Source organism: Pseudomonas sp. DC1.2, from assembly GCF_034351645.1.
In the GTDB taxonomy this organism is placed as follows: Bacteria; Pseudomonadota; Gammaproteobacteria; order Pseudomonadales; family Pseudomonadaceae; genus Aquipseudomonas.
Map to the genome: position 1 here is coordinate 164,243 of NZ_CP133782.1, position 20,716 is coordinate 184,958.

The 20,716-nt window shown below is 60.1% G+C and carries 21 protein-coding genes; 9 read left to right on the plus strand and 12 right to left on the minus strand.

The window, feature by feature from the left end:
- Positions 1 to 11: 11 nt before the first annotated feature.
- Positions 12 to 791, minus strand: a complete 780-nt coding sequence (locus RHM68_RS00715) for an EAL domain-containing protein (protein ID WP_322220052.1) — start codon at positions 789 to 791, stop codon at positions 12 to 14.
- 116 nt (positions 792 to 907) lie between these two features.
- On the opposite strand from RHM68_RS00715, the gene RHM68_RS00720 reads away from it, so the two are divergent.
- The 3 genes from RHM68_RS00720 to RHM68_RS00735 all read left to right on the plus strand — a co-directional run bounded on the left by RHM68_RS00720 (position 908) and on the right by RHM68_RS00735 (position 4,319).
- Complete coding sequence (locus RHM68_RS00720; RefSeq protein ID WP_322220053.1) at positions 908 to 1,315, plus strand: RNA-binding S4 domain-containing protein; 408 nt, start codon at positions 908 to 910, stop codon at positions 1,313 to 1,315.
- A gap of 374 nt (positions 1,316 to 1,689) precedes the next feature.
- Positions 1,690 to 2,592, plus strand: a complete 903-nt coding sequence (hslO, locus tag RHM68_RS00730) for an Hsp33 family molecular chaperone HslO (RefSeq protein ID WP_322220054.1) — start codon at positions 1,690 to 1,692, stop codon at positions 2,590 to 2,592.
- A 179-nt stretch (positions 2,593 to 2,771) separates the two neighbouring features.
- A complete protein-coding gene (locus tag RHM68_RS00735) occupies positions 2,772 to 4,319 on the plus strand; it encodes a phosphoenolpyruvate carboxykinase (RefSeq protein ID WP_322220055.1) in 1,548 nt (515 codons plus the stop codon).
- A 175-nt stretch (positions 4,320 to 4,494) separates the two neighbouring features.
- Here RHM68_RS00735 and RHM68_RS00740 read toward each other — a convergent pair whose 3' ends face one another.
- Complete coding sequence (locus tag RHM68_RS00740) at positions 4,495 to 4,794, minus strand: hypothetical protein (protein ID WP_322220057.1); 300 nt, start codon at positions 4,792 to 4,794, stop codon at positions 4,495 to 4,497.
- Positions 4,791 to 4,997, minus strand: coding sequence for a hypothetical protein (locus RHM68_RS00745; protein ID WP_322220059.1), 207 nt, complete (start codon positions 4,995 to 4,997; stop codon positions 4,791 to 4,793). Before RHM68_RS00745 ends, RHM68_RS00740 begins: the two co-directional genes overlap by 4 nt.
- Positions 4,998 to 5,221: 224 nt before the next feature.
- Between RHM68_RS00745 and RHM68_RS00750 the strand changes: the two genes are divergently transcribed.
- Positions 5,222 to 5,443, plus strand: coding sequence for a hypothetical protein (locus RHM68_RS00750; protein ID WP_322220060.1), 222 nt, complete (start codon positions 5,222 to 5,224; stop codon positions 5,441 to 5,443).
- A 58-nt stretch (positions 5,444 to 5,501) separates the two neighbouring features.
- Here the strand turns inward: RHM68_RS00750 and RHM68_RS00755 are convergent, their stop codons facing one another.
- Positions 5,502 to 5,645 (minus strand): hypothetical protein, encoded by a 144-nt coding sequence (locus tag RHM68_RS00755; protein WP_322220062.1) that lies wholly within the window; start codon positions 5,643 to 5,645, stop codon positions 5,502 to 5,504.
- 251 nt (positions 5,646 to 5,896) lie between these two features.
- Here RHM68_RS00755 and RHM68_RS00760 point away from each other — a divergent pair, with 251 nt between their 5' ends.
- The 3 genes from RHM68_RS00760 (at position 5,897) to RHM68_RS00770 (ending at position 9,715) form a co-directional block, all read left to right on the plus strand.
- A complete protein-coding gene (locus RHM68_RS00760) occupies positions 5,897 to 7,831 on the plus strand; it encodes an ATP-dependent DNA helicase RecQ (RefSeq protein WP_322220064.1) in 1,935 nt (644 codons plus the stop codon).
- A 144-nt stretch (positions 7,832 to 7,975) separates the two neighbouring features.
- Positions 7,976 to 9,202 carry a 3-hydroxyacyl-CoA dehydrogenase gene (locus RHM68_RS00765; RefSeq protein WP_322220065.1) on the plus strand — a complete coding sequence of 409 codons (1,227 nt, stop codon included), beginning with the start codon at positions 7,976 to 7,978 and terminating at the stop codon, positions 9,200 to 9,202.
- A gap of 81 nt (positions 9,203 to 9,283) precedes the next feature.
- Complete coding sequence (locus RHM68_RS00770; RefSeq protein ID WP_322220067.1) at positions 9,284 to 9,715, plus strand: thioesterase family protein; 432 nt, start codon at positions 9,284 to 9,286, stop codon at positions 9,713 to 9,715.
- Positions 9,716 to 9,782: 67 nt separating this feature from the next.
- Here RHM68_RS00770 and RHM68_RS00775 read toward each other — a convergent pair whose 3' ends face one another.
- The 5 genes from RHM68_RS00775 to yrfG form a co-directional block, all read right to left on the minus strand.
- Complete coding sequence (locus tag RHM68_RS00775) at positions 9,783 to 10,262, minus strand: glycine zipper domain-containing protein (protein WP_322220068.1); 480 nt, start codon at positions 10,260 to 10,262, stop codon at positions 9,783 to 9,785.
- Positions 10,263 to 10,511: 249 nt separating this feature from the next.
- On the minus strand, positions 10,512 to 12,860 hold the full coding sequence (locus RHM68_RS00780; protein WP_322220069.1) for an FdhF/YdeP family oxidoreductase: 2,349 nt from the start codon (positions 12,858 to 12,860) through the stop codon (positions 10,512 to 10,514).
- Positions 12,857 to 13,696, minus strand: coding sequence for a formate dehydrogenase accessory sulfurtransferase FdhD (gene fdhD / locus RHM68_RS00785; protein WP_322220070.1), 840 nt, complete (start codon positions 13,694 to 13,696; stop codon positions 12,857 to 12,859). The genes RHM68_RS00780 and fdhD overlap by 4 nt, the downstream gene beginning before the upstream one ends.
- Positions 13,697 to 13,790: 94 nt before the next feature.
- Positions 13,791 to 14,678, minus strand: coding sequence for a LysR family transcriptional regulator (locus RHM68_RS00790; protein ID WP_322220072.1), 888 nt, complete (start codon positions 14,676 to 14,678; stop codon positions 13,791 to 13,793).
- 131 nt (positions 14,679 to 14,809) lie between these two features.
- Complete coding sequence (gene yrfG, locus RHM68_RS00795; RefSeq protein ID WP_322220073.1) at positions 14,810 to 15,472, minus strand: GMP/IMP nucleotidase; 663 nt, start codon at positions 15,470 to 15,472, stop codon at positions 14,810 to 14,812.
- Between the two features lie 89 nt (positions 15,473 to 15,561).
- Here yrfG and nudE point away from each other — a divergent pair, with 89 nt between their 5' ends.
- Both nudE and cysQ read left to right on the plus strand, forming a co-directional pair.
- Positions 15,562 to 16,128 carry an ADP compounds hydrolase NudE gene (nudE, locus tag RHM68_RS00800; protein WP_322220074.1) on the plus strand — a complete coding sequence of 189 codons (567 nt, stop codon included), beginning with the start codon at positions 15,562 to 15,564 and terminating at the stop codon, positions 16,126 to 16,128.
- A complete protein-coding gene (gene cysQ, locus RHM68_RS00805; RefSeq protein ID WP_322220075.1) occupies positions 16,125 to 16,958 on the plus strand; it encodes a 3'(2'),5'-bisphosphate nucleotidase CysQ in 834 nt (277 codons plus the stop codon). The genes nudE and cysQ overlap by 4 nt, the downstream gene beginning before the upstream one ends.
- Before the next feature lie 37 nt (positions 16,959 to 16,995).
- Here cysQ and RHM68_RS00810 read toward each other — a convergent pair whose 3' ends face one another.
- Genes RHM68_RS00810 through RHM68_RS00820 form a run of 3 tightly spaced genes read right to left on the minus strand, consistent with a single transcriptional unit; the run spans position 16,996 to position 20,691 of the window.
- Positions 16,996 to 17,451: a thioesterase domain-containing protein gene (locus RHM68_RS00810; RefSeq protein ID WP_322220076.1), complete on the minus strand. Its 456-nt coding sequence runs from the start codon at positions 17,449 to 17,451 to the stop codon at positions 16,996 to 16,998.
- A 40-nt stretch (positions 17,452 to 17,491) separates the two neighbouring features.
- Positions 17,492 to 18,886 (minus strand): sigma-54 dependent transcriptional regulator, encoded by a 1,395-nt coding sequence (locus RHM68_RS00815; protein WP_322220077.1) that lies wholly within the window; start codon positions 18,884 to 18,886, stop codon positions 17,492 to 17,494.
- Positions 18,883 to 20,691: a sensor histidine kinase gene (locus RHM68_RS00820; RefSeq protein WP_322220078.1), complete on the minus strand. Its 1,809-nt coding sequence runs from the start codon at positions 20,689 to 20,691 to the stop codon at positions 18,883 to 18,885. The genes RHM68_RS00815 and RHM68_RS00820 overlap by 4 nt, the downstream gene beginning before the upstream one ends.
- Positions 20,692 to 20,716 lie beyond the last annotated feature (25 nt).

Sequence of the window (20,716 nt, forward strand, 5' to 3'; positions counted from 1 at the left end):
TAAACCGGCAATTAACGCGTCCAGGCTTCAGGCGTTACCTGGGCCAACGCTTTGAATGCAGGTTTGGCGAACCAGTAACCCTGCATCAGAAATATTCCACAGTCCGCCAGGAAGTCTCGTTCTCCGGCGCTTTCGATGCCTTCGGCGATGACTGTAACGTTCAACTCTGCACAGATTGTGACAATCCCCCGAACAATCGCCTGACGAACGCGGTCGCGGTCGACATCGCGTATCAGCGCCATGTCGAGTTTGATCAGGTCCGGTTGAAAGTCGGCGAGCAGGTTTAGCCCCGAGTAACCAGCACCGAAATCGTCGATGGCGGTCATGAAGCCGAATTCGCGGTATTCACGCAGAATATTGGTCAAATGGCGATAGTTATCTACGTGCTCGCTTTCCAAGGTTTCAAAAATCAGTCGATCAATGGGGAAATTGTGTTTTTTCGCCGCCTCCAGGGTGCTGCGAATGCACAACTCTGGACGGTAGACGGCGTTAGGCATGAAGTTGATCGACAGAAACGACTGCATGCCTAGCGTCGCGGCACCTTCAATGGCACGCATCCGGCACAGCTGGTCAAAGCGATAGCGGTTACCTTCGTTGACCTGGTCAAGCACCGACAGTGCCCCTTCGCCGTTCACCCCCCGTACCAAGGCTTCGTGGGCAAAAATCGATTGGTCCCGCAGGTCAACGATCGGTTGGTAGGCGAAGGAAAAATCGAAACCTAATGGCTCGCTTTGCTGGCATCCCTGGCAACCGCCGTTGGGCGAGGTCAATGAAGACGGAAATTTAGTCACTTGATCACTCCATGCCGATTAATTGGCCAAGATCGCATTCTATCTGGCATGGCGGGTTCTTGCGCCCGACAGAAACGGTAGTACAGTTCCGACTACGGTCTGAATGAGGAATTCCAGTGGCGCAAAAACAGGAAGAGGACGACAAGGTCCGTCTCGATAAGTGGTTGTGGGCGGCGCGTTTTTACAAAACACGTGCCTTGGCCAAGGCGGCGATTGAAAGCGGCAAGGTGCATTGCCGGGGCGAACGCTGCAAACCTGGCAAAGAGCCGCGGATCGGCGACGAGTTTCAGATTCGTGCAGGCTTTGAGGAACGTAGCGTTGTGGTTCAGGCGCTGTCGATTGTGCGTCGCGGTGCGCCAGAGGCTCAGGCCTTGTATGCCGAGACCGACGCGAGCATCGCCAAACGTGAGGCCGCGGCCGCGATGCGCAAGGCCGGAGCGCTCGGCGTGAGTACCGATGGCAAGCCGAGCAAGAAGCAGCGCCGCGATTTGTTCAAATTTCGCGGCAGCAGCAACGACGAATAAGGCAGGCATCCCTCGATTGACGTTAGGCCCTGTGGCGAACAAGCGCCCGCCTACATTAATAGGCGCGTCAAATGGACGCAGCCTTGCCATTGTCCGCCAGTGAAGCCATATGGGCTGACTGGCTTGCGGCGTGTTGAGCCTCGGCAAAAGCCACTCGTCGAAAATCGCACATAATATCCGGCCCTTAGGCCATAACCAAAAGGCCCAAAGGGTGCAAAACCCAGCGGCCGAGGCTGCGCCTCGCTTGGAACAAACCCGGATTGTTCATAAAATGCCGCACATGGCTGAACTTCGAGCACCCCAGGGGTGCCGCATAGGTGCAGTAAGCACTTTTTTGTAATCTATTCTCGTCATCACTTCAGATACCCAGACCTATGACCGATCTACCGGATACCGACTTCACCCAACGCTTCATCTTTGATGACAGCGACACCCGCGGCGAGCTGGTGGCGTTGGAACGTAGCTATGCCGAAGTGCTCGCCAAACACCCCTACCCAGAGCCGGTCGCGCAACTGCTGGGCGAGCTGATGGCAGCAGCGTCGCTGCTGGTTGGGACTTTGAAGTTCGATGGCTTGCTGATTTTGCAGGCCCGTTCTGATGGCCCGATCCCGCTGCTGATGATCGAATGCTCCAGCGAGCGCGAAATCCGTGGCCTGGCCCGTTACGAAGCGGACCAGATCGCCCCCGACGCGACCCTCGCCGACATGATGCCCAATGGCGTGTTGGCGCTGACCGTCGACCCGACTCACGGCCAGCGCTATCAGGGCATCGTCGACCTTGACGGCGAAACCCTGTCCGAATGCTTCACCAACTACTTCGTCATGTCCCAGCAGGTGGGCACCCGTTTCTGGCTGTACGCTGATGGCCGTCGCGCCCGCGGCCTGCTGTTGCAGCAACTGCCCGCCGACCGCTTGAAAGACGAAGAAGAACGCGCCGCCAGTTGGCAGCACATTACCGCGCTGGGCAGCACGTTGACCGCCGATGAATTGCTGAGCCTGGACAACGAAACGGTGCTCCATCGCCTCTACCACGAAGAGCAGGTGCGCCTGTTCGATGTGCAGAAACTGCGCTTTCATTGCAGTTGCTCACGCGAACGTTCGGCCAATGCGCTGATCAGCCTGGGTCTGGAAGATGCCCAGGCACTGGTCATCGAACATGGCGGCAATATCGAGATCGACTGCCAGTTCTGCAACCAGCGCTACCTGTTTGATGCCGCTGACATGACGCAATTGTTCGCGGGTGCGGGTGTCGATACGCCGTCAGATACCCGTCACTAAACCGTTTCAGCGCAGGTAAATTCACTGCTCCACGCCGCAATAACGCCGTTACGACGGGAGGGCCCTACTTTTTTTGGGCTTTTCTGGCATAATCCGGCCCACTTTTTTCGCGGTAGTAGTGCGCGAGTTTCTACTACAAAACGTTTGGAGCACTCGGCCACTGGCCGACGGGGAATCTCATGACGCAAGCCAATAACGCCGTGTACACCGATCTGAGTGTTGATGATCTGGTTAAAGAAGCCCTGAACCGCGGTGAGGGCGAGCTTGCCGACACTGGCGCGCTGGTTGTACGCACTGGTCATCGTACCGGTCGCTCGCCAGTCGATCGTTTCATCGTTGAAGAGCCGTCGACTCAGGCAGCCATTGCCTGGGGCCCGATCAACCGCAAGTTCCCGGCCGACAAGTTCGATGCCCTGTGGAACCGCGTTGAAGCCTACTTGGGCGATCGCGAGCGTTTTGTATCTCATGTGCATGTAGGCTCCGACCCGGCACACTACCTGCCGGTCAAAATGACCACGCAGACGGCCTGGCACAACCTGTTCGGCCGTTGCCTGTTCATCAACCCGCAAGCGGGCCAGTACAACGCTGGTGGCAAGGACGAGTGGCAGATCCTCAACGCCCCTGAGTTCGAATGCGTACCAGAGCGTGATGGCACCAACTCCGACGGCACTGTGATCATCAACTTCGCGGCGAAGAAAGTGCTGATCGCAGGTATGCGTTACGCCGGCGAAATGAAAAAAGCCCTGTTCTCGGTTCAGAACTTCCTGCTGCCAGCGGTTGACGTTCTGCCGATGCACTGCGCTGCCAACATGGGCGAAGAGGGCGACGTGACACTGTTCTTCGGCCTGTCCGGCACCGGTAAAACGACCCTGTCCGCTGACGAAAGCCGCTACCTGATCGGCGACGACGAACACGGCTGGGGCGTAGGCGTGGTGTTCAACATCGAAGGGGGTTGCTATGCCAAGTGCATCGACCTCTCCGAGAAGAACGAGCCTGTTATCTGGAAGGCCATCCAGCACGGCGCCGTCCTGGAAAACGTCGTACTCGATGCCAACAAAAAGGCCGACTACGCCGACGACAGCCTGACCCAGAACAGCCGCGCCGCTTACCCGCGTGAACTGATCGAAAAACGCGCACCGCTTAACCTCGGTGGCGAGCCAAACGCTGTGATCTTCCTGACCTGCGACCTGACCGGCGTTCTGCCGCCAGTGTCGATCCTCAGCGAAGAACAAGCGGCCTACCACTTCCTGTCCGGCTACACCGCTCTGGTGGGCTCGACCGAAATGGGTTCCGGCAGCGGCATCAAGTCGACCTTCTCCACCTGCTTCGGCGCACCGTTTTTCCCGCGTCCGGCTGGCGAATACGCAGAACTGCTGATCAAACGCATCCGCGGCTTCGGCTCCAAGGTTTACCTGGTTAACACCGGCTGGACCGGCGGTGGCTACGGTGTTGGCAAGCGCTTCAACATCCCCACTACGCGTGGCGTGATTGCAGCCATCCAAAGCGGCGCGTTGATCGGTGCTGAAACCGAACACCTGGATACCATCAACCTCGACGTGCCATTGGCAGTGCCGGGCGTTGATACTGGCCTGTTGAACCCACGTAATACCTGGGCTGACAAGGCTGCCTACGACGAAGCTGCCAAAGCACTGGCCGCGTTATTTGTTGAGAACTTCAAGAAGTTCGACGTGAGTGACGCGATCAAGGCTGCCGGGCCTAAGCTGTAAGGCTTGGGTTTAGCGAATGAAAAAACCGCCCTTTGAGGGCGTTTTTTTTTATTTTTTATCGCCCTTGTAAGGCTTCACATTGCAAAGCCACTGCATCTGTATTCCAAGGTTCGAACGCGGAGCGTCCGTTGGGGCGCCCCCACGCACAGCATGGTTACGATCTTTATCCAGAGTGTCAGGCAGGTGCTTTCCAGCTCATCAGGCGTTGCTGAGCCACTTGCAGCAGGTCGCAGCCATCCTGTGTTAGCAGGTACACGGCGTGGGTGATGTGCGGGATGTCTTCGACGTCGCCGTGCTTGAAGCATTGGCAGTGCAGGGTCTTCAGAAGATCACTGGAGGCGCGGATGCGCTGGAGAGCGGCTTCGAGGATGTCCTGAGGATTGGCCTCTGTGTCGATGATCATGGGCGGAGAGTCGGTGAGATTGGTTTGCAGCGGGAGGTAACGATTGTTTGTGGCCGGATTCCAAGTGTTCATTGTGAGTTATCTCTGAAAGTGTCGGATGAACCGCCATCGCCGTGAACAAGCGTTGGCGGCAGGCGGTGTTCAGGTTGATCAAACCGGCAGAGATAACGGATTTTGTGTGCGTCGTTCGCGGTGTCGATGACCCGCATTGGCGTTTCGCTGTCGCGGCGGTTGAGTGGGCGGTAGCGGTCTGTCGGCGGGTGGATGTGGTTCATCAAGGCTTGTCCTGTGCGAAATCGGGAGGTGGCTCCCGGCAGGCCGAGACACTTTCAGCCGCGCCGCCGACTATAGAAGTGCGGGGCGTAGCGTGGCAATACGGCTGCGATGGACAGGTTTTGTAGGGCGTTACCCGTCTTTTGGGAACATGCCTACGCGTTTTTCAAGGGTTTTCATCGTAAAACCCTTGGGGAGAAGATTTCCTACGAGGTGGTCAGGTTAAGTGCAACCTGCCTCGGTACGGGGCGCGCCAGACCCTGTAGGGCATTTCGAAGGTGCCGGGTTAGAAACTCACGTGAATCAGGACGGCAATGGCTGCCTAGGGCCACAAGTGTGTCGCCTGGCGGAGGTGGACGCCGCCTCCGGCGCCGATGGCGCGTTGACCGGTGAAATCAACCCGGCTCAAGCCGCATGGGGAGGTAAGAGCCAGGCGTTTCAAGCGTAGAAATTAAGCGGGTAACAATGGCTGGCCGCAGGGGACTTAGTGAGGTGTTCCGTAGCCATCAGGCTGTTCGCCAGCCCTGTAGAGCGGCGCACGCCAAGGTGTCGCACGCGGCGAGTAGCGGCTCTTCAGGAAATGGATAGCAGCCGCTCAGCAGCAGCGATGCCAGGATCAGGGCGATTACAAATGTCGGTTTTTGAGGCATGGCCATTCCTTGTTCAAATGCCGCGTCCATCAGGCGTCCTGCCTTGATGTGAAGTCCGCGGACGAAAGACCTTAGCGTCTGCCGAGTGCAGATGTCAGTCGGCAATGTGCTTCGTTTGTTTCAACGTGTGGCGAGGTCGGGGGAGTGGACGCTGTATCATCCGGTATCGTTTTTGCCCCCGACCTTTTCTCGACTCGCTGTAATCGCCAGCTAGGCTTTTGGCATGACAGCGGTCAATGGAGTGACAGCTCATGCACAACACCCTGGAACAGGTTTTCGGTTATCCACAGTTTCGGCCCGGTCAGGAGGCCACGGTCAGTGCGGTGTTGGCTGGGCGCTCGGCGGCGGCGATTTTCCCCACCGGTTCAGGCAAATCCCTGTGCTACCAATTGCCGGCGGTGTTGCTGCCCCACCTGACATTGGTGGTGTCGCCACTCTTGGCGTTGATGCAGGACCAGTTGGCTTTTTTGCAGCGCCACGGTATTTCGGCGGGCAGTATCGATTCGGCCCAGAGCCGTGATGTCGCAAACGATGTGATGGCACGGGCCAAGTCCGGCGAGCTGAAGATTTTGATGATTTCCGTCGAACGCTTGAAAAACGAGCGTTTCCGTAATTTCTTGCAGCAGGTGCCGATCTCGCTCTTGGTCGTGGACGAGGCGCACTGCATCTCGGAGTGGGGCCATAACTTCCGCCCCGACTACCTCAAGCTCCCGGATTATCAGCGCCAGTTCAACATTCCCCAGGCCTTGCTGCTGACGGCCACCGCCACCCCAAAAGTGATCGCGGACATGGAGGCGAAATTCGCTATCGCTCGCGAGGACGTGGTGACCACCGGTTTTTACCGGCCGAACCTCAACCTGCTGGTGGAACCGGTGCGGGGCCAGGACAAGCGCCGCCGTCTGGTGGAGTGGATGAGCCAGCGCCCGGATCAACCCAGCATCGTTTACGTCACCTTGCAGAAAACCGCCGAGCATATTGCCGAGCACCTGGGCCGTAATGGCATTCAGGCCGAGGCCTATCACGCCGGTTTGCCGCATGAGCAACGGGAGGCGATCCAGAAACGCTTCATGGGAGGGCAGTCCAATTGCATCGTTGCCACCATCGCTTTTGGCATGGGTATCGACAAAAGTGACATCCGCAACGTGGTGCATTTTGACCTGCCAAAATCGATCGAAAACTACAGTCAGGAAATCGGTCGCGCCGGCCGTGACGGGCAGCCGTCCGACTGTCTGGTGCTGGCCAACCGCGATAGCCTCAACGTGCTGGAAAACTTCGTTTACGGTGATACACCGGAATTGGATGGCATCCGCTGTGTGCTCGACGAGTTGCAAGCCGCCGCACCTGAGGGGCAGTGGGAGTTTTTGTTGGGACCGCTGGCGGACCAGAGCAATATTCGCCAGTTGCCGCTCAAGACCTTGCTGGTGCAACTGGAGTTGCGCGCCATCATCGCCCCGCGTTACGCGTATTACGCCGAGTACCGTTTTAAATACTTGCAGGAACCCGAGGCGTTGCTCGCCCGGTTCGAGGGCGAACGGAAGGATTTCGTCGCAGCGATCATTCAGACCTCCCCTCGCGCACGGACGTGGGCCACGGTGAATTTCGATGCGCTTTACGAGCAGCATTCAGCAGAGCGCAATCGGGTGGTCAAGGCGCTGGATTACTTCCAGGAGAAGGGTTGGGTAGAGTTGGAAAGTAAGCAGATGACCGAGGTTTACAGCCTGCTGCACGCCGACTTCGATGCCCAGGCGCTAAGCTCGGAATTACACGCCTATTTCACTCGCCATGAACAGACTGAGATCGCCCGGATTCACGCGATGCTTGATCTTTTCGCCACGGAACACTGCCTGGGTTATCGCCTGGCGGAATACTTCGGCGATGAAAAGGCACCTCGACAATGCGGGCATTGTTCGGTGTGTCATGGCGATGTGGCGCGGTTGCCTGCACCGCCCGAGTTACCGGCGCTTGTGGATAAAAACTTCGAAACGTTGTGCGGCGATTTTATCCACAGGCACGAGCAGCACACAGGGAATGTGCCTTCGGCTGAGCGGGTGACCCGGTTCCTGTGCGGGATCAGCGTGCCGCTGTTTACCAAGCTCAAGGCACGGACGATTCAGGGGACGGGTGCGCTTGAGGACTATCCATATGCCGAAGTGCGGGAGTGGGCGCAAGTGCATCTCTCAGGCTGAACCGTGGCCCCTGTGCGCGCGCTGCGGTGTATTTGTGGCCGCATCCATCCGCTGAATGTCGCTCATCACGGGAATAAATTTCAAAAATGCGCTGCGCCTGACTATGGTGATGGTTGTCTTTGGGTCGCCAACAAGAGAACAACAATGAGCCAGACGTCGTTCGATATTCAGCGCGCCGCCGTGATCGGTGCGGGCACCATGGGCCGTGGCATTGTCATGTGCCTGGCTAACGCCGGCGTGCCGGTGCAATGGGTGGATAACAATCCGCAAATGCTGGAGCAGGCGCTGACGGCCGTGGCTGACATCTACGCCCATAACGTGCGTCAGGGGCGGATCGATCAGGCTGAGGCCGATGTCCGTATTGCACGGATCACCTCAGAGGCTGATTACTCGGCGATCCGCGAGGTCGATCTGGTGATCGAAGCGGTCTACGAAAACCTCGAACTGAAGCAGCAAATTTTCCGCGAACTGGATGGCTTGCTTAAACCCGGCGCGATTCTGGCCAGTAACACGTCGGCACTCGATATCGACGCGATTGCTGCGGTCACTCGCCGCCGACAACAGGTCCTGGGCCTGCACTTCTTCAGCCCGGCGCACATCATGAAACTGTTGGAAATTGTCCGTGGAGAGCAAACCGCCCCGGCGGTGCTTGAAGCGGCCCTGGTGCTGGGTAAGCGCATGGGCAAAGTCAGCGTGGTGTCGGGTAACTGCTACGGTTTTATCGGTAACCGGATGCTGCATACCTACGTGCTGGAGGCGCGCAAGATGCTGCTCGAAGGTGCCTTTCCTTATCAGGTTGACGCTGCACTGCAAGGTTTCGGTTTCGCCATGGGGCCGTTTCGCATGTATGACGTGGTTGGCGTTGATCTGGAGTGGCGCGCCCGGCAACTGGCCGGCAAAGGCCATGATGCGCCTGAGGTTCAGGTGGATAACCGCTTGTGCGAGCGGGGCCGGTTCGGCCAGAAAAGTGGCAACGGCTATTACCATTACGAGCCGGGCAGCCGCCAGGCTGAACACGACCCGGTCGTTGATGCGTTAGTGCTGGAGGTTAGCGAAGGCCTGGGTTTCCAACGCCGCGATATAGGCCCTGATGAGATTCTGGAGCGCTGCCTGCTGGCCTTGGTCAATGAAGGCGCGAAGATTTTGCAGGAGGGCATCGCTGCCTCGGCGCATGACATTGATCGGGTGTACCTCAATGGTTATGGTTTCCCGGCAGACAAGGGTGGGCCGATGGCGTGGGCAGATCAGCAGGGGTTGGCGGATATTCATCGGCGATTGTTGGCGCTGGAGACCCGGCAAGGCGCGCAGTGGAAACCGGCGCAGTTGATTGGGGAGCTGGCGGCGATGGGCAAGGGGTTTGCGGACCGATAACTGATGTGGTGCCTGCGGGCGCTGAACAATAACGTGGTTTTCACCTTAGACTGGGTAGCCATCCCTCAGGAACCAACGCTAATGTCCACCCCGACGCCCCAACGCAATGACTACCCGCACTTTCAGCCCATCACCACGCGCTGGCACGATAACGACGTCTACGGTCACGTCAACAACGTCACGTATTACAGCTTTTTCGACACAGCGGTGAATACTTACCTGATTGAGGCGGGCGGGCTGAATATTCAGGAGGGTGAAGTGGTGGGGTTTGTCGTGAGTTCTGCGTGCGACTATTTTGCCTCTATCGCTTTCCCGGATCGGATCGAGATCGGTCTGCGGGTCGGTAAGTTGGGCAACAGTTCGGTGCAGTACGAACTGGCGGTGTTCAAACAAGACGACCAAGAGGCCTGCGCGGCAGGGCGCTTTGTGCATGTGTTTGTGGATCGGGCATCGAATCAGCCTGTGGCGATTCCGCTCGGCTTGCGTCGGGCACTGGAGCGTTTGGTGGTTTGAGGGGCAAAAAAAATCGCAGCCCTAGGGCTGCGATTTCATGAGAGGCCGGTAGCGGGGGATGTCAGCCTCAGTCGTCATCGTGATGATGCTTGCGATGGCCATAGGCATGGCCGCGATGGCGGTGGTCGTCGCGGTAGTAGCCGCGATCGTCATGGCCACGATAGCCGCGACGATCATCCTGTTCGTTGCTTGAGTTGCCCATGTAGTTACCCAGTGCGCCACCCGCTCCGCCGCCTGCTGCGGAGCCGATCAGGCTGCCGGTGTTGCCGCCCATGCTGCGTCCGACCACGTTACCGCCGGCAGCGCCCAACGCACCGCCGATGGCGGCTTGGCCACGGCTGCGTTTGTCGGCGCCGACTGCGCTACCACCCGCGCCACCCAACGCCGCGCCAATGGTTGAACCGGTATTGCCGCCTAACGACTGACCGACGACCGAGCCTAGAACCCCGCCCAACGCGCCGCCCACGCCTGCTTCGGCGGTGCCGCCGGCAGAGGCAAAGCCACTGACCAGGCCAAGGGACAACAAGAGAATCGAGGAGAACTTCATAGAGGAACCTCAGGGGGATGACGGCGCGATCCTGAGGGTGTGTCTTGATTGTGACAATCGGTTTCCGACGAGTAACACGACGTGTACACATTTCTATAACTTGCTGTTTTAGCAAGGGAACTTAAGTAATTTTTGCCGGTCTTTAGCTACTTGTAATTGGCCGCTTTTTCGCAAAAGCGGCCTTTTTTGTGGGCGTGGGAAAGTGATTGATTGGGATATGTGCCCGATGAAGCCGGCTCTGCCGGCGCCTTACGCCGACTTCGCCATGATCAAGCCGGTCTCACTCGCCATTTCCAAACGAATCGCCACAAACTTCGACGTCGGTGTATGGCTGCCATCTCCGGTGCTTTCCAGCGGCACCAGCGGGTTTACTTCCGGGTAATAAGCCGCCGCCTGCCCAGCAGGAATATCAAACGCCAGCAGCGTGAAGCCTTTCACCCGACGCTCGCGACCGTCATCCCAGATCGAAACGATGTCAGCCTTCTGTCCCGGTTTGAAGCCCAGGCGAATGATGTCGGCCTCGTTGACGAACAATACATCGCGCTGACCCTTGACCCCGCGATAACGGTCATCAAGGCCATAAATCGTGGTGTTGTACTGATCGTGTGAGCGCATCGACTGCATGATCAGGTCTGGCAGCACGCCTGTGGCGCGGGTACGTTCGTGTACCAGATCTTTCGGCAGGACGTTTGCACGAAAGTTGGCACGGCCCGACGCGGTGTTCCACTTGCGTGCGCCCGCACTGTTGCCGAGGTAGAAACCACCGGGGTTCTTGAGCTTCTCGTTGAAGTCGCGGAAGCCGGGAATGGTGTCGGCAATCAGGTCGCGGATACGGCGGTAGTCGGCCACCAGCCAGTTCCAGTCCACCGGTTTGCTGCCCAAGGTGGCGGCGGCGATACCGGCGATGATGGACGGCTCCGAGCGCATCTGGTTCGACAGCGGCTGCAACTGGCCGTTGGAGGCATGGACCATGCTGAACGAATCCTCCACGGTCACTGCTTGTGGGCCTTCGGTCTGGATATCGATGTCAGTACGGCCCAGGCACGGCAGGATCAGCGCGTTTTTACCGTGGGCCAAATGGCTGCGGTTGAGCTTGGTGCTGATTTGTACCGTCAGGTCGCAACTGCTCAGGGCCTGGAAGGTGCGCGGGCTGTCGGGGGTGGCTTGAGCGAAGTTGCCGCCCAGGCCAATAAAGACTTTTGCACGGCCATCGGCCATGGCATGAATCGCCTCGACCACGTTGTGGCCGTTCTCGCGAGGCACCTTGAACTGGAAACGTCGCTCCAGGGAATCGAGGAAGGCCACCGGCGGACGTTCATTGATGCCCATGGTCCGGTCGCCCTGCACGTTACTGTGGCCACGCACCGGGCACAGACCGGCACCCGGTCGGCCAATGTTGCCGCGCAGCAGCATCAGGTTAGCGATTTCCTGAATGGTCGCCACCGAATGGCGATGCTGGGTGATGCCCATCGCCCAGCACATGATGACGTTCTTGCCCTTGGCATACATGCGTGCCGCTTGCTCGATTTCCACCAGGGTCAGGCCGGATTGCTCGACGATCTGCTCCCACGGGGTGTCGTCGAGGCTGCCCAGGTATTCCAGGACGTTAACGCTGTGTTCATTGAGGAAGTCGTGATCAAACACCGCTGGCCCGCCGACGTTCTGTGCGTCGCGTTCCCATTGCAGCAGGAATTTCGCCATGCCGCGCAGCAACGCCATGTCGCCACCCAGCGCCGGGCGGAAGTAGGCCGTGTTGGTCGGTTTGTCGCCGTTGGTGAGCATCTCCAGCGGGTGCTGCGGGTGCTGGAAACGTTCCAGGCCTCGCTCTTTCAGCGGGTTGACGCACACCACCTGTGCGCCGCGCTTCACGGCTTCACGCAGCGGTTCGAGCATCCGTGGGTGATTGGTGCCAGGGTTTTGGCCCCAGACGAAAATCGCATCGGCGTGTTCGAAGTCATCGAAGGTCACGGTGCCTTTACCCACGCCGACACTTTGCGCCAGTGCCACACCGCTGGCTTCGTGACACATGTTCGAGCAGTCGGGAAAGTTGTTGGTGCCATAGGCGCGCACGAACAGTTGATAGAGGTACGCCGCCTCGTTGCTCGCGCGGCCCGAGGTGTAGAACTCCGCCTGATTGGGGCTGGACAGTCCTTGCAGGTGTTTGCCGATCAGTGCAAACGCGGCTTCCCAACTGATGGGTTGGTAACGGTCGGTCTGCGCGTCGTAGCTCATCGGCTCGGTCAAGCGCCCCTGATATTCGAGCCAGTAGTCGCTCTGTTCCAGCAACGAGGTGACGCTGTGCTTAGCGAAGAACGCGGCGTCTACCCGGCGCTTGGTCGCTTCCCAGTTCACCGCTTTGGCGCCGTTTTCGCAGAACTTCACCATGCCGCTTTCTGGCGAATCACCCCAGGCGCAGCCCGGGCAATCGAAGCCGCCGTTTTGGTTGGTCTTGAGCATCATGCGCAGGTTTTTTAGCGCGTTATCGCTGGTCAACCATGCCTGGGCGACGCTGATCAGCGCGCCCCAGCCACCGGCCGGGCCTTTATAAGGCTTGTAGCGCGGGATGGGCTTCTGGTCGGCTTGATGATGTTGGCTCACGCTTGATTCTCCATCGCAGGACTGTAGACCCGCGGCGCACTTTTCTGCGGCAGGTGGATGAGGTTGAGGTTGTGGCGACGGGCCCATTGCACGGCAAGGCCGGTGGGCGCCGACAGGCTGACGAGGGTCTGGATGCCAGCGCGCAGCACTTTCTGGATCAATTCGAGACTGCAACGGCTGGTGACAATCGCCAGGCCGCCGGTGGTTGGGATGTTCTGGCGGATCAAGCCGCCGATCAGTTTGTCGAGGGCGTTGTGCCGGCCGATGTCTTCGCGCCCCAGCAGCAGTTCGCCCTGGCCGTTCATGAACACAGCGGCATGCACCGCGCCGCAATGTTGGCCCAACGGCTGAAACGCGCCGATGCGCTGACGCAGGCCGTCTAGCCATGCGGCCGGCGGCAACGGCGCGCCGGGCAGCACTTTCAGGTCGGGCAACGCCTGTTCGACGGCTTCCACGCCGCAGAGCCCGCAACCGCTGGTGCCCGCCAATTGCCGACGCTGCTGTTTGAGGTTCCAGAAGGCCCGGTTGGCGATGGTCACTTGCGCGTATTGCGCTGAACCCGAGCCGCTGAGTTGCAGGTCATAGAGGTCGGTGACGTCTTCAATAATGCCGCTACCCAGGCTGAAGCCGACGATGAAGTCTTCGAGATCAGTCGGGGTGACCAACATCACCGCCTGGCTGATGCCGTTATAGGCAATTGCCAACGCCACTTCTTCGGCCAGCGCGGTGCTGTCCGATTCGGTGTGGCACAGATTGCTGTAACTGTAGGTCTGGCTGGCGGCGGGCGCTGGCGTTTCCAGGGCAGGCGCCGCGCAGACTGGGCGCTTGGCGTTCATGGGGCATCACCGACGGTTTGATCAGCTCTAAGCCTAGGCGCGGCAAGTTGTCGCGTCTAATCGCTAATACTGATCTACCGATAGATGACGTCGATCAAGTGTCTGTCGGTGATTTCTGATAGATCGCAAAACAGGCTTCTGCCAGCGCCGAGCGCGGCGCGCTACGGCGCATGATCAGCCCAAGCCGGGCGAGGGTTTGAGCGCTTTCGATGGGCTGTAGGCGTAGGTGGTCGGTGAGGGTTTCCAGGCCGCCGTCCAAGGGCATTACGGCGCAGCAGAACCCGCCATGTACCGCTTGTAACAATTGATGGACCGCATCGGTTTGCAGTAACGGCTTTGGCGTCAGGCCGCGACTGTGAAAGTTGTGGTCAATCGACTGACGAAAATGCATGCCGCTGGTGAGCATGCCCAGCGGCAGTTCGATCAGCGACTCCCAACTCAGCGGCGCTTCGCCGAAACTGAAGAACCGCTGATCGTAGAGCAGGCCCATGCGGGTTTCGCTGAAAGCCAGGGAATCGAAGCGTTCGCTGTCCAGCCGTTCCAGGTAGGACACACCGAGGTCCAGGCGATTGCTCGCCAGTTGTTCGAGGATCTGCTCGGAGCTGAGGGCCGACAGTTCGAAGTGCAGGTTCGGGTGCTCGGCGTGCAGGCGCTGCATCAACGGCAGCGGATCGAAACTGGACAGCGGGACCACGCCCAGGCGTAACGTACCGACCAGATGGCCGCGACACGCTGCCGCCTCGGCTTGCAAACCGTCGTAGGCGGCCAGCACCGTGCGCGCCCAGGCCAGCACCCGTTCGCCGGGGGCGGTAAAGCCCTCGAAGCGTTGGCCACGATTGACCAGCGGCAGTTCCAGTTCTTCCTCAAGGCTGCGCAAGCGCATGGACAGCGTCGGCTGGGTGATGTGGCAGCGGGCGGCGGCCTGGCCGAAGTGCCGGGTTTCGTCGAGGGCGATGAGGAATTTCAGCTGTTTGATGTCCATCTTCGTTCCTGGGCGCGTTAAGGTTCGGATTCTAGCGCTTGCGCTTGAACGGCGTCATGCGGCGGTTTGGAGCCGGGCGGTCGTGGCGAACTGTTGCGCGCGTCTCCCGTTCGCGAGGGTGACGGTTCGGTCTAAAGCCCTGCGATTAAGTGTCGATAATCCTCAACCGCCGCGAACTCGGCTGTGTCTTTCGGTCCTTTGCGGCTGTCCGGCTCGCTCACGGCCAACAAATGCGCGACGCCAAAATTCCGAGCGCTGCGCAGGATTGGCAAGGTGTCATCAATAAACAGGCTGCGCGCGGGGTCAAAATCGATATCCGCCTGCAGGGCGTCCCAGAACTGGGGGTTTTCCTTGGCGAAGCCGTAATCGTGGGAGCTGATCAAGCGCTCGAAGTACGGCGCCAGTTCAATGCGCTCCAGCTTCAACGACAGCGAGTCGCGATGGGCGTTTGTGATCATCACTACGCGTTTGCCGGCCTGTTTGATCGCCGCCAGGAAGGTGTCTGCGTCCGGGCGCAGGGCGATCAGATGAGCGGTCTCCAGTTTCAGCTCGCGCACTGGCAGCTTCAGTTCGGCGCTCCAGAAGTCCAGGCAGTACCACTGCAATTGGCCGGCATTGCGCTCGAACAGCGGCTGCAATTCCATTTCCGCCATCGCCCGGCTCACCCCGTGCAACTCGGCGTAACGCTGAGGCAGGTGCTCCATCCAGAAATGGTTGTCGTAGTGCAGGTCCAGCAACGTGCCGTCCATGTCCAGCAGCACGGTGTCGATATCGGACCAGGGTAAAGAAGGCATGGCAAATGTCTCGAACGGTAGAAAGATATCCGACGTAAACAATCGGGAAAGCCGCGTTATAGTAGCGCGTTCACGCCAAGGAGCTTTGCATGCGCCAGAAACCCACCGTACTCGCCCGCGAGATCGTCGCCACCAGCCGTTTATTCTGTGTCGAAGAGCTGAAGCTGCGCTTTTCCAATGGCGTGGAGCGCACTTACGAGCGCTTGGTCGGCAAAGGCGCAGGTTACGGCGCCGTGATGATCGTGGCGATGCTCGATTCAGACCACGCGATATTGGTCGAAGAGTATTGCGGTGGCACCGATGAATACGAACTGTCCTTGCCCAAGGGCTTGATCGAGCCCGGCGAAGACGTGCTTGCGGCGGCTGAGCGTGAACTCAAGGAAGAAGCCGGGTATGGCGCGCGGCAGTTGGAGCATCTGACTGAGTTGTCGTTGTCTCCCGGTTACATGAGCCAGAAAATCCAGGTGGTCCTGGCCACTGATCTGTACGAAGAAAGCCTGGAGGGCGACGAGCCCGAGCCGATGGGCGTGGACAAGGTCAACTTGCGCGAGTTGTCTGCCCTGGCCCAGAACCCGCAATTCACTGAGGGTCGGGCCTTGGCGGCGCTGTATCTGGCCCGTGATCTGTTGACGCAACGCGGAGTGTTTTTGCCATGACCTTGAATTTCCCTCATCCGTTGATGGCACCCGTGGTTGCGTTGGCCTTGCAGGCCGGCGAAGCGATCCTGCCGTTCTGGCGCGTCGATGTGGCCGTGACAGCCAAGTCTGATGATTCGCCCGTCACGGCTGCCGACCTGGCGGCTCATGAGGTGATTCTGGCGGGGCTGGTCGCCCTCGACCCGAGCATTCCGGTGTTGTCCGAAGAAGACGCCAACATCCCCCAAAGCGTGCGTGCCGGCTGGCAGCGCTGGTGGTTGGTGGACCCGCTGGACGGGACCAAGGAATTTATCAGCGGCAGTGAAGAATTTACCGTCAACATCGCTCTGATCGAGCAGGGCCGTGTGGTGTTTGGCGTGGTATCGATCCCGACCAGTGGGCGTTTCTACGTCGGTGGTGCGGGGCTGGGAGCCTGGCGGGGTGATAACGCTGGCGAGCCGTTGCCGATTCAGGTCCGCGAAGTGCCGGCGCCGGGCGAAGCTTTTACGGTGGTGGCCAGTCGTCGGCATTCGAGCCCGGAGCAGGAGCGTTTGTTATCTGGACTGAGCGAGCGTCTCGGTGAACTGCAATTGGCCAACATCGGCAGCTCGTTGAAATTTTGCCTGTTGGCGGAAGGTGCCGCGGACTGTTACCCACGCCTGGCGCCAACGTCCCAGTGGGACACGGCGGCGGCGCAAGGTGTGCTGGAAGGTGCGGGCGGTGAGGTACTGGATCTGAGCGGTGCGCCGTTCTGCTATCCGGCGCGTGAATCGCTATTGAATGAGTTCTTTTTGGCGTTGCCGGCGAAGGCCGCCTGGCGTGAAAAATTGCTGGAACTCGCACGGGGATAGGGCGTTCCCACCCGCGCGAGGGAACGATCAGCGAACCTCAGCGGTGGAGGACGTACTGCCCCGTAAACGTCACCGCATCCTCTTCAGTCCCTGCATTCACAATCCGTGAATGCAGCGTCAGTCGCGCCCGCCCATAACGCTGATACATCGCCAAGAACTTCTTCCACATCGCCGCACTCGGCGCCTGGCAAATCGCCGTGGCGTCGCGGGTCACCGGCAATGGGTAGCTGATCTGCCCTTCCTGAATCACGATGTGCCCGTCTTCAATGCCTTCTTCGCGCAAGCGCAAATGCAGCCAGCCCCAACCGGCCAGGACCGCGCCGCAATACAGGCTGCCGCCGAACATGGTGCTCTTGTGGTTGACGTTGGCCGCCAGCGGCAAACTCAGGCGTAGTTGCTGGTCGTGCCAGTCGAGCACGGTCAGGCCCATGTCCCGCGTGAGCGGGATGTCGTGGTGCAGGATCGATTCCAGGTAGCGACTGTCGCGGTTCATCAATGGACCTCTGGCATGAAAAGGAAGATTGGACGGGCGCTCAATCGGAGTCCTCTGTAGGGCTATGAGCGCCGCTGTCGGCGAAATTCAGCCCGTGTTTCCGCAGTTTGTCGTGCAGGGTCTTGCGCGGAATACCCAGCGCTTCGGCAAGGCTGCGCACGGAACTGTGGGCGCGCGTCAGTTCAGCGGCGATCAGGTTTTTTTCAAAGTTTTCCACCTGCTCGCTGAGCCCGCCGCTCACCACATCGACCGGGGGGCTGATGCCGCCATCCGGCGCGCTGTTGTCCAGCGCCAGTTCCAGCCCCAGGGCAAAGCGTTCGGCGGCGTTTTGCAGTTCCCGCACGTTGCCTGGCCAGGTATGACGCAGCAAGAGCGCGCGTTGCCCCGGTTGCAGTGCGTGCGGCGGCAAGCCATGGCGAGCGCTGGCTTCACTGGCAAAGTGCTGGAACAGCATCAATGCATCTTCGCCGCGCTCACGCAGTGGCGGAATGCGCAGTGGCGCGACGTTCAGGCGGTAGTACAAGTCGGCCCGGAAGCGGCCCTGATCGGCGGATTGGCGCAGGTCTTCCTTGGTGGCGGCGATGATGCGGATGTCCAGCGCGATCAACTGATTGCCGCCCAGGCGCTCGACCACGCGCTCTTGCAGCAAGCGCAGGAGTTTGACTTGGACATCCAGGCTCATGCTTTCGATTTCATCGAGGAACAGTGTGCCGCCATTGGCAAACTCGAACTTGCCGATGCGGCGCTTTTGCGCGCCGGTGAACGCGCCGGGCTCATGACCAAACAGCTCGCTTTCGACCACCGATTCGGCCAGCGCCCCGGCGTTGATTGCCACGAACGGGCCGTTACGCCGGCTCGACAGATCGTGCAACGCTCGGGCGACCACTTCCTTGCCGGCCCCGGTTTCGCCAAGGATCAGCACGTCGGCCCGGGTGGCCGCCAGCGCACCGATCTGTTCACGCAGGCGCAGCATTGGTGCCGATTGCCCGACCAGTCGAGTGCTAAGTTCGTTGCGATCACTCAGGGCCAGACGCAAGCTGCGGTTGTCCAGCACCAGGCGCCGCAGGGCAAGCGCGCGGCGCACGCTGTCGAGCAGGGCGTCACTGGCGAAGGGTTTTTCCAGAAAGTCATACGCCCCGGCGCGCATGGCCTGTACCGCGAGCGGCACATCGCCGTGGCCGGTGATCAACAGCACCGGCAGTTCCGGGTCCTGGGCGTGAAGCTCGCTCAGCAGTTCGAGCCCGTCCATGCCGGGCATGCGGATGTCGCTGACCACCACACCGGGCCAGTCACGCTCCAGTTGTCCTGCCAGGCCTTTGGCCTCGGCCAGCGGCAGGATCTTCAGGCCGGCGAGGTCCAGGGTCTGGCTCAGGGCCTGACGCAAGTGGGGGTCATCGTCGATCAACACGACCTGAATGCGGTTATCAATACTCATGCACTGCGGTCCTCGGACGGTTGAACACTCACACCTGGCGCACCGGCGCGCAGCTTCAGGGTAATCAGGGCGCCGCCCTCCTTGTGGTTGGAGAACGACAGTTCACCGCCGAAGGCGCGCATCAATGTGTCGCAGATCGCCAGCCCCAGGCCGAGGCCCTGGGTGCGAGTCTTGGTGGTGTAGAAGGGTTCGCCGGCGCGTCCCAGGGCTTCCATGCAAAACCCCGGGCCGTTGTCGCGAATGCACAGGTTGACGCCGTCGGCGGTGGATTGGGCACTCAGCCAGAGTTTGCGCGGAGGGCCTTTTTCGGTGAGGGCATCCAGGGCATTGGCGAGCAGATTGCCGAGCACTTGCCGCAACCTGGTTTCTCCGGCCTCGACCCACAGGGTCGCGGCTGGCAAGTCGCGGATCAGTTCGACCTCCATGCTTCGGCGCCGTTTGGCGAGCAAGGCCAGAGCGTCGTCCAGCGCCGGTTGCAGGGCAACACTTTCCGGGGCGTGGCGATCACGGCGCGCGAAGGCGCGCAGGTGAGCGATGATCGAGGCCATGCGCCCGGTCAGTTCGCTGATCAGTTTGAGATTGCCCCGGGCCTCTTCCGTCCGTTGATGATCGAGCAGCACTTCGGCGTTTTCCGCGTAGCTGCGGATGGCCGCCAGTGGTTGATTGAGTTCGTGGCTAATGCTCGCGGACATCGTCCCCAGCGCGGACAGCTTGCCGGCTTGCACCAAGTCATCCTGGGCGCGCACCAGTTCCTGCTGGGCCTGCTCGCGTTCGAGCACTTCCTGTTTCAGGCGCCGGTTGAGGCCTTCGAGGTCGCTGGTACGCTCCGCCACTCGTCCTTCCAGTTCTCGCCGAGCCTTGGCTTCGAAGGCAATCCGGTCCAGATAGTGGCGGCGGCGCTGCATCATCAGACCGAGCAGCAGCATCACCACCAGCAACGTCGCGCCTCCGACCGCCACGACCGTGCGCACGGGGCGGTCGATCAAGGTTCGTGGCGCGAGGATGCTCACGCTCCAGCCGGTCTCTTCGATCTGTTGAGTTTGAGTCAACCAGGCGTTGGGGCTGAGTCGCAGCGGTTTGGGCTCGCGGGTCGGATACGGTTGAATCGCGGTGATTGCCTTGTTTTCTGCGTCACTCAACTCACGGGTCGAGCGGAAGCGCCACTCGGGACGCGAGGTCAGGATAACGACGCCGTTTTGATCGGTCATCAGCAACTGTTCCGGGGTTTTGCCCCAGAGGCTTTCTGTGCGGTCGAGGTCGACCTTGACCACCAGCACGCCGATCACCTTCTCACGGTCGCGCACGGCGGCGGCGAAGAAGTAACCGCGTTTGGCCGAGGTAGTGCCCAGCCCGAAAAAACGCCCCAGATGCCCGGCCATGGCTTCACTGAAATAAGGTCGGAAGGAAAAGTTGCGGCCGACGAAGGTGTCCTTTTGGTCCCAATTGGAGGCGGCCAGTGTTTTGCCTGTGGTGTCCATCAGGTACATGACTTCGGCACCGGTCTGGGCGCTGATGTTTTTCAGCAGGCGATTGGCGTTGCCCTGTGTCACGCCGTCGTCCGGCGCGGCGAGGGTGGCGCGCAGGGCGGGCAGGTCGCCGAGGATCTGCGGCAGCACTTCATAGCGGTGCAGGGTGCCCAGCAGGTTGGCGACGTAGAGATCGAGGGTCTGGCGGTTCTGCCCGGCCAGTTCGCTACGGTAATAGCGCTCGGCCAGGTGCTCGAGCGGCCACAGCAACGGAGCAAGGCATAGCGCGAGCAGGGCCAGGCTGCGCCAACGGGGTCTGCGGGGAAGGGTCGGAGTCATGAGCATCGAGCGCCTGTGGTGACAG